Annotated in this window: 13 protein-coding genes; all 13 read right to left on the reverse strand. The window is 70.8% G+C overall.

Translation table 11 applies throughout. The annotated features are described in order from the left end of the window. On the reverse strand, positions 1-256 hold a 256-nt coding region (locus tag ACWDEW_RS00005), incomplete at its 3' end, for a phosphoadenosine phosphosulfate reductase domain-containing protein (RefSeq protein WP_450508017.1). After that, positions 253-789 carry an adenylyl-sulfate kinase gene (cysC, locus tag ACWDEW_RS00010; RefSeq protein ID WP_416958725.1) on the reverse strand — a complete coding sequence of 179 codons (537 nt, stop codon included), beginning with the start codon at positions 787-789 and terminating at the stop codon, positions 253-255. The genes cysC and ACWDEW_RS00005, both read right to left, overlap by 4 nt. A 23-nt stretch (positions 790-812) precedes the next feature. Continuing rightward, positions 813-1,523: a phosphoadenylyl-sulfate reductase gene (locus ACWDEW_RS00015; RefSeq protein WP_450508019.1), complete on the reverse strand. Its 711-nt coding sequence runs from the start codon at positions 1,521-1,523 to the stop codon at positions 813-815. Then, positions 1,520-1,699 carry a hypothetical protein gene (locus tag ACWDEW_RS00020; protein WP_450508020.1) on the reverse strand — a complete coding sequence of 60 codons (180 nt, stop codon included), beginning with the start codon at positions 1,697-1,699 and terminating at the stop codon, positions 1,520-1,522. Before ACWDEW_RS00020 ends, ACWDEW_RS00015 begins: the two co-directional genes overlap by 4 nt. Further along, positions 1,696-3,393 (reverse strand): nitrite/sulfite reductase, encoded by a 1,698-nt coding sequence (locus tag ACWDEW_RS00025; protein ID WP_450508022.1) that lies wholly within the window; start codon positions 3,391-3,393, stop codon positions 1,696-1,698. The genes ACWDEW_RS00020 and ACWDEW_RS00025 overlap by 4 nt, the downstream gene beginning before the upstream one ends. Positions 3,394-3,519: 126 nt before the next feature. Beyond that, positions 3,520-3,603 (reverse strand): putative leader peptide, encoded by an 84-nt coding sequence (locus ACWDEW_RS00030; protein ID WP_309500612.1) that lies wholly within the window; start codon positions 3,601-3,603, stop codon positions 3,520-3,522. 127 nt (positions 3,604-3,730) lie between these two features. Next, the gene (locus tag ACWDEW_RS00035; RefSeq protein ID WP_450508024.1) at positions 3,731-4,303 is read right to left on the reverse strand and encodes a GNAT family N-acetyltransferase; all 573 of its coding nucleotides are present in this window, start codon (positions 4,301-4,303) and stop codon (positions 3,731-3,733) included. Positions 4,304-4,348: 45 nt separating this feature from the next. Beyond that, positions 4,349-5,608 carry a hypothetical protein gene (locus ACWDEW_RS00040; RefSeq protein WP_450508025.1) on the reverse strand — a complete coding sequence of 420 codons (1,260 nt, stop codon included), beginning with the start codon at positions 5,606-5,608 and terminating at the stop codon, positions 4,349-4,351. Between the two features lie 169 nt (positions 5,609-5,777). Continuing rightward, entirely contained in the window at positions 5,778-7,067 is a 1,290-nt protein-coding gene (locus tag ACWDEW_RS00045) for a GAF domain-containing protein (RefSeq protein WP_450508027.1), read from the reverse strand. A 206-nt stretch (positions 7,068-7,273) separates the two neighbouring features. Further along, the gene (locus ACWDEW_RS00050) at positions 7,274-8,908 is read right to left on the reverse strand and encodes an acyl-CoA dehydrogenase family protein (RefSeq protein WP_450508029.1); all 1,635 of its coding nucleotides are present in this window, start codon (positions 8,906-8,908) and stop codon (positions 7,274-7,276) included. 69 nt (positions 8,909-8,977) lie between these two features. Then, a complete protein-coding gene (gene sbnA / locus ACWDEW_RS00055; RefSeq protein WP_450508031.1) occupies positions 8,978-9,964 on the reverse strand; it encodes a 2,3-diaminopropionate biosynthesis protein SbnA in 987 nt (328 codons plus the stop codon). A gap of 33 nt (positions 9,965-9,997) precedes the next feature. Beyond that, the gene (gene sbnB / locus ACWDEW_RS00060) at positions 9,998-11,041 is read right to left on the reverse strand and encodes a 2,3-diaminopropionate biosynthesis protein SbnB (RefSeq protein WP_450508033.1); all 1,044 of its coding nucleotides are present in this window, start codon (positions 11,039-11,041) and stop codon (positions 9,998-10,000) included. Beyond that, positions 11,038-12,042 carry a TauD/TfdA family dioxygenase gene (locus ACWDEW_RS00065; RefSeq protein ID WP_450508035.1) on the reverse strand — a complete coding sequence of 335 codons (1,005 nt, stop codon included), beginning with the start codon at positions 12,040-12,042 and terminating at the stop codon, positions 11,038-11,040. Before ACWDEW_RS00065 ends, sbnB begins: the two co-directional genes overlap by 4 nt. Positions 12,043-12,066 lie beyond the last annotated feature (24 nt).

Here is a 12,066-nt window from a genome sequence, read left to right on the forward strand (position 1 = left end):
CAAGCACCTCGGGGAAGTTGTGTCCCGTGTCCACGTGCAGCAGCGAGAAGGGAACGGGCGCCGGAGCGAACGCCTTCAGCGCGAGATGCAGCATGACGATGGAGTCCTTGCCGCCGGAGAAGAGGATCACCGGCCGCTCGAACTCACCCGCCACCTCACGGAAGATGTGCACCGCCTCGGACTCCAGGGCGTCCAGGTGCGAGAGGGCGTACGGCGTGTCCGTACCCTCGTCGGTCTTGGCGACGGTCGCCGTCATGCCAGTCCCCTCTCGGTGAGCAGCGCGTGGAGTGCGGCTGCCGACTCCTGCACGGTCTGGTGCTGCGACTCGATCCGCAGGTCCGGCGACTCGGGCTCCTCGTACGGGTCGTCGACCCCGGTGAGCCCGGTCAGTTCACCGGCGGCCTGCTTGGCGTAGAGACCCTTCACATCGCGTACGGAGCACACGTCGACCGGGGTCGCCACATGCACCTCGATGTAGGCGGCGCCGCTCTCCTGGTGCCGCTTGCGGACGGCCTCGCGGCTGTCGGCGTACGGCGCGATGACCGGGACCAGCGCCTTGACGCCGTTGCGGGCGAGCAGTTCGGCGAGGAAGCCGATGCGCTGCACGTTGGTGTGCCGGTCCTCGCGGCTGAAGCCGAGGCCCGCCGAGATGAACTCGCGGATCTCGTCGCCGTCGAGCACCTCGACGAGGTGGCCCTCCTCGCGCAGCCGGCCGGCCAGCTCGTACGCGATGGTGGTCTTGCCGGCACTCGGCAGACCCGTGAGCCAGACGGTGGCTCCGGTCGTCACGTGCAACTCCTTCTCGGTGATGGTCATTCGTGCAGCCCGCACTCGGTCTTCCCGCGCCCCGCCCAGCGGCCGGCGCGCGCGTCCTCGCCCGCGAGGACCCGGCGGGTGCAGGGCGCGCAGCCGACGGACGCGTAGCCGTCCATCAGCAACGGGTTGGTGAGGACGCCGTGTTCGGCCACATAGGCGTCCACGTCGTCCTGGGTCCAGCGGGCGATGGGGGAGATCTTCACCTTCTGGCGCTTCTCGTCCCAGCCGACGACCGGGGTGTTCGCCCGGGTCGGGGACTCGTCGCGGCGCAGCCCGGTCGCCCAGGCCGCGTACTTGGTGAGGCCCTGCTCCAGCGGCTGGACCTTGCGCAGCTTGCAGCACAGGTCGGGGTCGCGGTCGTGCAATTTCGGGCCGTACTCGGCGTCCTGCTCGGCGACCGACTGGCGCGGGGTGAGCGTGATGACGTTGACGTCCATCACGGCCTCGACCGCGTCACGGGTGCCGATGGTCTCCGGGAAGTGGTAGCCGGTGTCGAGGAACACCACGTCGACACCGGGCATCGCGCGGGAGGCGAGGTGGGCGACCACCGCGTCCTCCATCGAGGAGGTCACACAGAACTGCTTGCCGAAGGTCTTCACCGCCCACTGGAGGATCTCAAGGGCGGAGGCGTCCTCAAGATCCTTCCCCGCCTGCTCGGCGAGGGCCTTCAAGTCGTCGGTGGGGCGCGCTTTCTGAGTCGTCGTCATATCTGTTCTCCCCCTGCGTCGGTCTGCGTCAGACCCCGGGCGAGGAGCCCGAGGAACTTCAGCTGAAAGGCCCGATTGCATGCCGCGCATTCCCATGCGCCGTGGCCCTGCTCGCTGGGACGCAGGTCCTCGTCGCCGCAGTAGGGGCAGTAGAAGGGGGCCGCCCGCTCACTCATGAGAGGGCCTCCTCGCTGGCGCGCGTGGCCCAGGTGGCGAAGCGCTCGCCGTCCTCGCGCTCCTGCTGGAACCGGGTGAGGACCCGCTCGACGTAGTCGGGCAGTTCCTCCGAAGTGACCTTCAGGCCACGGACCTTGCGGCCGAAGCCGGCCTCCAGACCGAGGGCGCCGCCGAGGTGCACCTGGAAGCCCTCGACCTGCTCGCCCTTGTCGTTGAGGACCAACTGGCCCTTGAGACCGATGTCCGCGACCTGGATACGGGCGCAGGCGTTCGGGCAGCCGTTGATGTTGATGGTGATCGGCTCGTCGAACTCCGGGATGCGGCGCTCCAGTTCGTCGATGAGCGTGATGCCGCGCTGCTTGGTCTCGACGATCGCGAGCTTGCAGTACTCGATGCCGGTGCAGGCCATGGTGCCGCGCCGGAAGGGGGAGGGCTTGGCGGTGAGGCCGAGCGCCTCCAGGCCTTCCACCAGCGAGTCGATCCGGTCTTCCGCCACGTCGAGCACGATCATCTTCTGCTCGACCGTCGTGCGCAGCCGGCCCGAGCCGTGCGCCTGCGCCAGCTCGGCGATCTTCGTGAGGGTGGTGCCGTCGACCCGGCCGACACGCGGCGCGAAACCGACGTAGAACAGGCCGTCGTTCTGGCGGTGGACGCCGACGTGGTCGCGCCAGCGCTGGACCGGCTGGGCCGGGGCCGGGCCGTCGACGAGCTTGCGCTTGAGGTACTCGTCCTCCAGGACCTGGCGGAACTTCTCCTGGCCCCAGTCGGCGACCAGGAACTTCAGGCGGGCACGGGTGCGCAGCCGCCGGTAGCCGTAGTCGCGGAAGATGCCGATCACGCCGGCCCACACGTCCGGGACCTCGTCCAGCGGGACCCAGGCGCCGAGCCGGACGCCGATCTTCGGGTTGGTGGACAGGCCGCCGCCGACCCACAGGTCGAAACCGGGGCCGTGCTCGGGGTGGTCGACGCCGACGAACGCGATGTCGTTGATCTCGTGGGCGACGTCGAGGAGCGGGGATCCCGAGATCGCCGTCTTGAACTTGCGCGGCAGGTTGGAGAATTCCTTGTTGCCGATGTACAGGCGGTGGATCTCGTCGATCGCCGAGGTGCCGTCGATGATCTCGTCCTCGGCGATACCGGCGACGGGCGAGCCGAGGATGGTGCGGGGCGTGTCGCCGCAGGCCTCGGTGGTGGAGAGACCGACCGCTTCGAGGCGGTTCCAGATCTCGGGCACGTCCTCGATGCGGATCCAGTGGTACTGCACGTTCTGCCGGTCGGTGAGGTCGGCGGTGCCGCGGGCGAACTCCTGCGAGATCTCGCCGATCACCCGCAGCTGGTCCGTGGTCAGCCGGCCGCCGTCGATACGGACGCGCAGCATGAAGTACTTGTCGTCCAGCTCCTCCGGCTCCAGGATCGCGGTCTTGCCGCCGTCGATCCCGGGCTTGCGCTGGGTGTACAGCCCCCACCAGCGCATACGGCCGCGGAGGTCGTTCGGGTCGATCGAGTCGAAGCCGCGCTTGGAGTAGATCGTCTCAATACGTGTCCGTACATTGAGACCGTCGTCGTCCTTCTTGAACTGCTCGTTGCCGTTGAGCGGAGTGAAGTGTCCGGCGGCCCACTGACCCTCACCGCGGTGACGGCTCACCTTGCGGCGGGGCGCTGCGGACGCAGGGTTCTCGGGGGTGGCGGCCATGGTTCTACGTCCTCCGGGACAGGCGGGTGATCGGCTCTGACCTGCGCGTACGGGCGCATGCGGGCATACGTGCGCGTCTTTGCGCAGGGTGGGGCAGATACGGGAATTCCGGGGGGTGCGGCTCGGCTAGCCCGCCGGACAGATGGCGCTGGACATGCGGCCGAGGTCGACGTGCCGCCGACTCACCAAGGCAATCCCAGTTCCAGACATGACGGAAGCGTGTCACGGCGATCTGGACACAGTCCAGCTTCGTCCGTCATGCGGACACCCTGGTCCCGCTATGTGAGACGAGGGTGTCGTCAGTCACATGACGCGCGCGCGGTCTTGTCGGCGCAGGTCAGACCGGGTAGGCCCCGGGCCACGGGCCCGGAGTGGGCACCAGCGACACCTCCTCGACCTGGGTGTCGAAGAGCTTGAAGCCCCGGCGCTGGTAGTTGTCCATCGCGTGCACCCCGTCCAGGCTGCAGGTATGCACCCAGACCCGCTCGGTGGGCGCCCGTCCCGGCCAGCGCTCCGCGAGGTCCCAGGCGCGGGCGGTGCCGTAGGAGAGGAGGTGCCCGCCGAGGCGTCGGCCGCGGAAGGCGGGGATCAGTCCGAAGTAGGCGATCTCGACGACGGCGTCCTCGTGTGCGTCCAGTTCTATGTACCCGGCGGGGGTGCCCCGGTCGTACACGACCCAGGTCTCCATGCCCGGCCGGTCCAGGTACTTCTGCCACTGCGCGAACGTCCAGCCGAGCCGGTCGATCCAGAGGATGTCCCCGCCCACGGACGTGTACAGAAAGCGGCTGAACTCGGGGGAGGGCACCTCGGCGCGGACGACCCGGACGTCTCCGTCCGGCGTGATGGCCGGGAGGAGGTCGCGCGGGTCGGTCTGCTCCAGGGACCAGGTGGTCACGGGGGTGTTCGTCATGCCCGTCAGGGAATCATCCGGCCGGGGGATCTGTCGATCAGTGGATCAGTCGAGCGAGCGGTCGATCGAGGTCAGCGGCAGTGCGAACAGCATCCGGCCGGACACCGACCAGACCTCGCCCGTTTCCTGCCAGTAGGAGAGCGAGTCGGGCTGTGCGCTCCAGCACTGGTGCGTCTCGTCGGCCCCGCACTCGGTGGCTCGCGCGTCCTTCGCGTTCTGCCGCCACAGCGAGCCGTGCCCGCTCTGCTCCCCGGCCGCGCCGCCCAGATACCAGGCGGACCCGTACGAGAGCACGCCCTCGACGCCGGGAACCTTCGTCGCGTACGCCTCCTCGGGCGCCGCGAGCCCCGCCGAGTCGGTGGCGAGCAGCCCCGGCCGCGCCGGGTCCAGGCTGAAGGGGTAGCGCCACAGCCGCTTCCCGCCGCTCGCGACCAGACTGTCCGGCACCGTGCTGCGGTCCAGCGAGAGTCCGACGGGTCCCGTGGCGGAGCTGTCGCCGGTCAGCCGGTACGACCCGATCGCGGGCAGCACGTACCGGTACCCGGCGGCCGACCAGCCCTCGCGCACCCGGCCGACCGCGGAGGCGGTCACCGTGGCGCGCTGGATGCGGTTCATGTCGTACACGTACAGCGCGTCGCGGTTCCCGCCGCTGGTGGTGACCAGGAGCTTGTCCTGGTACCAGACCATGCCGGAGATCTTGGAGACGAGCCCGCGGTAGTCGCGCCCGCCGTCGGTCGGTACGGCGAGGAGGGCCCAGGTGTAGGTGAGATCGGTGGGGTCGTCGGCGTTCACGAAGGCGACCTTGGCCAGGCCGCGGCTGTTCGCGCTCCAGCCGGAGAGGATCACCCGGTTCGAGCCCCACCAGCCGTCCTCGTCGGCGTCGCCCGAGGTGGTCACCGAGCGGGGTGTCCACGCCGGGTCGGCCGCGTCACCGCTGTCCCAGCAGTACGCCCGGGTGGCCGCCGGTTCGACGGGCAGTGCCGCCTTCTCGTCGGCCGTGCAGTCGGCGGCTCCGCGGAGAGTGTGGTCGGCGCTCTTCAGCACCGTGTCGACGCCCACCGGACGCCCCATCGCGGAGGCGAGCCGGTCCAGTGACCGCTGCGGCTCAAGGTTCTCCCGCAGCTCCGACTTCCCCAGCTCGGAAGCCGAGGTGAGCGGCTTCAGCGCCCCGGGATCGGAACCGACCGTCGCCTGCGAGGCACTGATCATCGTCGCGGCGGCGGTGAGGCCGAGCGCGGCCCCGGCCAGCGCCGCACGCAGCGCCCTGCCCCGCTTGCGCCGGCGATGTCGCCCACGTGCACCCATAAGTGTCCTCCCGGAGCGAGCCAACTGCGCCTGGTGATCCGTGCGTTGACCAGGGAGCAGGTGGGGTGGCCCGTAAAGGGATGCTACGGCAGTCAAGGCCGCCCCATGGGCAAGACCCTGCAATTATGCGGAAGATGCCTTCCGACGTGTCTTTTGCGCCACCTGTCCGCTACGGCGCCGGGACCGGCCTCCGCCCCTTGGCGACCGCCGGTGCCGTCGAGTACGGCAGCAACTCCCGCGGGTCGTCCGGGAGCAGCACCTCGACCTCGGCGTCCTCGCAGAAGCGGTACGGCCGGTGCTCCAGGAACGCCCCGAGATAGCGCCGTACCCGGGACATCTCGGCGCGCACCGTCACCGTGCGGCCCGGGTCGCCGAACATGTCCTCGGCCAGGCCCGCCGCACTGCGGCCGGTGCGGTGCAGGGCCAGGAGGTAGAGCAACTCGGCGTGCCGGGGGCTCAGTTCGTGGGTCCAGGAGCCTGCGCAGCCGGACACCGTCACCGACCAGCGGCGCGGCAGCGCGAGATCGAGGACGATCCGGGTGGCGGCGCGCGGCCCCGGTTCGTCGGCGACGCGGACCAACCAGCCCCCGGCCAGCGGCTCCAGCGAGCACAGCCCGAGCGAGGGCAGCCAACGACGGCCCGCCGAGGGCGACTTGGGCAACGCGATCCGCTTCACATACGGCATTCCGGTGACCGCGGCGGTCCAGCCGTCCCGGTCCACCACCAGGGCCTGGCCGTCGAGCCGCGGCAGGATCGGCGCGGCCACCGCGCGCAGCCGCTCCAGCGAGGTCATGTGCAGCTCGCGCAGCCGAGCCTCGGCGAGTTTGGCCACCGAGTCGACCCAGGCGAGGGTCGCCGGATGCAGGGTCTCCAGCGGACCGCTGACATCGACGACACCGATCAGCCGGCCGTCCCTGGGGTCGGTGATCGGGGCGCCCGCGCAGGTGAACGCGGTCAGTGCGCGCGAGAGATGCTCGGAGGCGAAGACCTGCACGGGCCGTCGTACGACCGCCGGGGTGCCCACGCCGTTCGGGCCGATGACCTCCTCGCGCCAGTCGGTGCCGACCTCGATGCCGACCTCGTCGGCCTTGCGCAGCACGGCCGCGCTGCCCTCGCGCCACAGCGCCCGGCCCTCGTCGTCCGCGATCAGCACGATGTGGTGGGCGGCGTCCGCGACCGAGACCAGGCCCTCCCGCAGCACCGGCAGGACATGCCGCAACGGGCTTGCGCCGCGCCGCCGTTCGACCTCCTCGCGGGAGAGCAGTCCGGTGCGCAGATCGTGGTCGGGGTGGGTCCCGCCGCGTAACGCGCGCTCCCAGGACTCCTCGATCACCGGGCGCGGTGGGGTGCGGGCGCGCTGTCCGGAGAGTGTGGTGCGGCGGGCGTCGCCGAGCATCCGTGCCGTCCGGGCCGCGTCGGCGGTGGTGTGCCGTGTCGGGGCGGCCGGCGGGTTCACCATGGGTCCTTCTCTCCGGTCCCGTATCGACTGATGTTCTCATAGTGCCGCCCCGCGGTGACGGAGGGAGACACTCCGGACACAGTGGCCACCAAGTTGCAACCCTCTGCAACCCTGGTGAACGGCCGCACGGTGTCTGAAACTTGTCCCACGCTGCGAGGGTGGTGCCGTGTCGGCGCAGCACCACCCTCGCGTTGTGCCGGTGCCGTTCAGGCTGTCGGCCGGGCGCGTTCCACGATCGACGTCAGGTCCAGGCTCGGCGGCAGGGTGCCGAAGGTGGCACCCCAGTCGCCGCCCAGCCGGGACGCGCAGAACGCGTCGGCGACCTCCGGCGGCGCGTACTGGACGAGCAGAGCGCCCTGGAGTACGAGGGCGATCCGCTCGACCAGGCGCCGGGCGCGGCCCTCGATGCCCTCCAGGTCGGCGAGTTCGACGAGCAGGTCCTTCATCGCCCCGTCCAGTCGGTGATCGGCGCCGCGCACCCGGCCGACCTCGACCAGGAAGGCGTTCAGTGCCTGCGGCTCGCGCCGCAACGCCCGCAGTACGTCCAGGGCCTGGATGTTCCCGGCGCCCTCCCAGACCGAGTTGAGTGGTGACTCCCGTACCAGGCGCGGCAGTCCGGACTCCTCCACGTAGCCGTTGCCGCCCAGGCACTCGGCCGCCTCGACCGCGACAGTCGAACAGCGTTTGGTCACCCAGTACTTGGCGGCCGGCACCGCCAACCGCAGGAACGCCAGCTCCTGTTCACCTCCGTCGTCGTAGGCCGCCGCGAGTCTGAGTCCGAGCGTGGTCGCCGCCTCCGACTCCAGGGCGAGGTCCGCCAGCACGTTGCGCATCAGCGGCTTGTCGAGGAGCCTGCCGCCGAACGCCTCGCGGTGGGCGGTGTGGTGGACGGCCTGGGCGACGGCCTGCCGCATCAGGCCGGCCGAGCCGAGCACGCAGTCGAGCCGGGTCGCGGCGACCATCCCGATGATGGTCCGCACCCCGGCCCCCTCGTCCCCGACCCGGCGCGCCCAGGTCCCGTCGAACTCGACCTCGGCGGAGGCGTTCGACCGGTTGCCCAGCTTGTCCTTGAGGCGCTGGAGGAGGAACACATTGCGAGTGCCGTCGGCCAGCACCCGTGGGACGAGGAAGCAGGTGAGCCCGGCGGGCGCCTGCGCCAGCACGAGGAAACCGTCGGACATGGGCGCCGAGCAGAACCACTTGTGGCCGGTCAGCTCGTAGGTCCCGTCCTCGGCGAGCGGTCGCGCCGCCGTCGTGTTGGCGCGGACGTCGCTGCCGCCCTGCTTCTCCGTCATGCCCATCCCGAAGACCGCCCCGGCCTTCAGGTGGGCGGGCCGCAGCTCACGGTCGTAGACCATGGACGTCAGCCGGGGCTCCCACTCGGCGGCGAGCGCGGGGTCGGCGCGCAGGGCGGGCACCGCCGCGTGGGTCATCGACAGCGGACAGCCGTTGCCGGCCTCGACCTGTGTCCAGACCAGGAAACCGGCGGCCCGCCTGACATGCCCGGCCGGGCGGTGCCAGGCATTGGTCAGCCCCGCCGCCACGCCCTTGCCGAGCAGCCGGTGCCAGGCCGGATGGAACTCGACCTCGTCGATCCGGTTGCCGAAACGGTCGTGGGTGCGCAGGCCCGGGGGGTTGTCGTTGGCCTGCGCACCCCACTCCTGCACCTGGGCCGAGCCGGCGGACCGGCCCAGGGCGGAGAGGTCGTCCCGCACCTCGGTGAGCAGTTCGGGCGGAGTGTGCCGCTCGATCGCCGAGGTCAGGACGCGGTCGGCGGTGAAGACGTCGTAGCCGGTCAGTGGGGGAGGCTGGTTCGTCACGGTGTGGGTGCTGCGTGCCATGGCTGGAACCTACCCGGGCGGGCGGCGGTGGTCCGGATCTCCGCGGTGAAACAGCCACCACCGCCGCCGTCAGGCCGACTGTGACATGGCCGCCAGTATCTCGGTCCCGGCCGCCTCCTCCTCCAGCCAGCCCGTGCGGTACACAGTGTCCAGATAGCGTTCGCCCAGGTCAGGGGCGATCGCCACCGCGGTCGGGCCGTGCCGTCGGTCCGGCCAGCCGTTCCGGGCGAGCCACTGTCCTGCCCCGCTGACGACCGTGCCGGTGGACCCGCCGAACAGGAAGCCCCGCGCGGCCAGTCGGCGGCAGGTCTGCACCGTGTCCGCCTCCTCGACATGGATCACGTCGTCGACGTACGACTCGTCGAGGAAGGGCGAGCCCACGCTGGTGCCGAGCCCCGGGATCATCCGGGGCCCCGCCTCCCCGCCGAAGGTGACCGAGCCGACGGCGTCCACGGCGACGATGCGCACCCGGCGCCGCCACTGCCAGAACCAGCGCGCGCAGCCCATCAGGGTCCCGGTGGTGCCGGCCCCCACGAACAGCACGTCGAGCTGCGGGAACCGGCGGGCGATGGCGGGTGCCGTGGTGCGGTAGTGCGCCCGCCAATTCCCTTGGTTGGTGTACTGGTTGAGCCATACGTACCGCTCGTCCGAGGCGCACAGCGCGCGCACGTACGCGATCCGGGCGCCCAGGAAGCCGCCGTGTCCGTCCGCCTGGTCGATGATGTGGACCCGGCTGCCCAGCGTCTCCATCAGCCGCACCGTCGGCAGGTTGCACCGTCTGTCGGTCACACAGAGAAACCCGTAGCCGCGGCTCGCCGCGATCACGCTCAGGGCCACCCCCAGGTTCCCGGACGAGGACTCGACCAGCACCGAGCCGGGCCGCAGGACGCCGTCCCGCTCGGCGGCGTCCACCATCTCGGTGGCGGCCTTCAGTTTGATCGAGCCGGCGAAGTTGAACCCCTCGCATTTCAGATAGAGCGGCAGCCCCAGCGAGGCCCGCAGATCGACGTAGAGCTCGTCCTCGTTGAACTCCGAGGGATCGGAGATCACAGCCATGTATTTCCCCCTAGTGGTGCGCCACGATCGCCGTCAGCCGTACCGGCGCAGCTCGTGGAAGAACCCGTCGACGACGCGCAGTTCGCCCCGTCGAGCCACTTCGTCATGGACGAACCTGCCGACCGCGAGGTCCAGCACCCCCAGGCCGAAGGGCGAGAACACCACGGTGCGGTCCGCCGGTGCGCTCACTCGCCCGGTCAGCACGTCGTCCAGCGTGCCGTCGATGAACTCCCGGCCGCCGGTGGCCTGTTCGGCCAGATGCGGTGAGGTGTCGGCCTTGAGACAGTGCTCGACGTCGTCCACGAAGTTCGCGGACGCGAGCAGGATCGCCGGGTCGAGGTCCCGCAACGACACGTGGAGGACCAGCGGATGGTGGTCGAACCAGGCCGGATCGTGGATGTGCGGCGAGCCGGCGATCGTCGCGAAGACCAGCAGGTCGCTGGAGCGGACGAGCCCTTCGGCCTTGTCGTGCACGGTGATCCGGCCCTGCGCGCCCGACCGTTCCAGGTATCCCCGGAACCCCTCCGCGCTGTCCGCGGACAGGTCGTGGACGCCCGTCTCCTCGAACTCCCAGCCGGTGGCCCGGAGATGGGTGTGGATGTAGCGGGCGATCAGACCGGTCCCGACGAACCCGACCCGCAGCGGACGCGCCCGCCCCCGGCTGAGCTTCTCGGCCGCCAGCGCCGCCGAACTCGCCGTACGCGTCGCGCTGATCACCGAACTCTCCAGACAGGCGTACGGATAGCCGGTGTCGGGGTCGTTGAGGATCAGCACCGCCGAGGCCCTGGGCAGCCCCGAGCCGGTGTTCCCCGGGAAACTGGAGATCCACTTGAGGCCGTCCACCCGCAGCGGTCCGCCCAGCGACGCGGGCAGCGCGATGATGCGGGACGAGGGGCGGTCCGGGAAGCGCAGGAAGTACGACGGCGGGTTCACGGAGTCACCCGCGCCGTGCAGCCGGTAGGTGGCCTCCACGAGGTCGCGGATCTCCGACTCCCGCCCGGCGAGGGCCTGTTGGACCTGTTCGCCGCTGATCACCGCGAACGAGGGTGTGTCGAAGTCCGTGTCGAGGTCGCTCATGCCGCCCTCACCCCTCCCGTCGGCGCGCAGTCCGTGAGCCGTACCGGGTCGCCGAGTCCGGCGAGCACCTCGCGAGGGCCCTCGAAGGGGTCCCGGCCGTGTGCGGTACGGATGTTGTCCACCAGCAGGAGGTCCCCGGAGTTCCACGGCGTGCGCCGGACGTGTGCGTCGTAGGCCCCGTTGATGGCCGACACGATGTCCGCGTCGACCGGATCGCCGTTCCCGAAGCGGGTGTTGAAAGGCAGCGCGTCGGCGCCGTAGACGTCGATCAGGTACTCGCGGACCTCGGGCTCCATCGTCCACTCGTTCAGGAACGCGATCTGGTTGAACCAGCAGCGGCGGCCGGTGACCGGGTGGCGGAGCACGGCGGCGCGGTGCTGCCGGGTGTGCAGCGAACCGTCGGACTGCCAGGCGAAGTCGATGCCCTGGGCCCGGCAGTAGCGCTCCACGACGCCCCGGTCCTCGGTGCCGAAGGCCTCGGCGACCGACGCCCCGATCTCCTCGTGGTAGGTCCGGGTCAGCAGCCAGCCCTCACGCTCGAAGCGGTCCACCAGCGTGGTGGGCAGCGAGGTCAGGACGGCATCGGCGTCGGCGACCGGGGTCGCTCCGCCCTCGGTCGGCGCGTCCAGGCAGGCGAAGAGCAGCAGTCCGGGGAAGTCCAGCGCGTAACTCGACTCGTGGTGCAGGCACATCGGCTGGTCGGTCGGCCACTTGGTGGCGGAGTACACGCCCTCCGCGTACGTGCGGCGCGGCGCGAACGGCTCCCGGTCGGCCATCAGGGAGTCGGTGAGCCGCCGGAAGACGGTCTCGGTCCCGGCCGGGTCGGTCAGCCCGAGGCCGCGGACCAGGACGCAGCCGTGCTCGGCGACGACGGCTCGGAGCGCCGTACGGTGCCTGTCGGCCCAGCCGACCGGGTCCGCGCCGGCGTCGGCGTGCAGCAGCGGCGGAGCGTCCGGGCTCAGGGTGACGGCGTGGAGAAGGGTCGCGGATGAGAGCGACATCTCGGTGTTCCTTTCGGTGGTGCT

Source organism: Streptomyces sp. NPDC001100 (genome assembly GCF_053598575.1).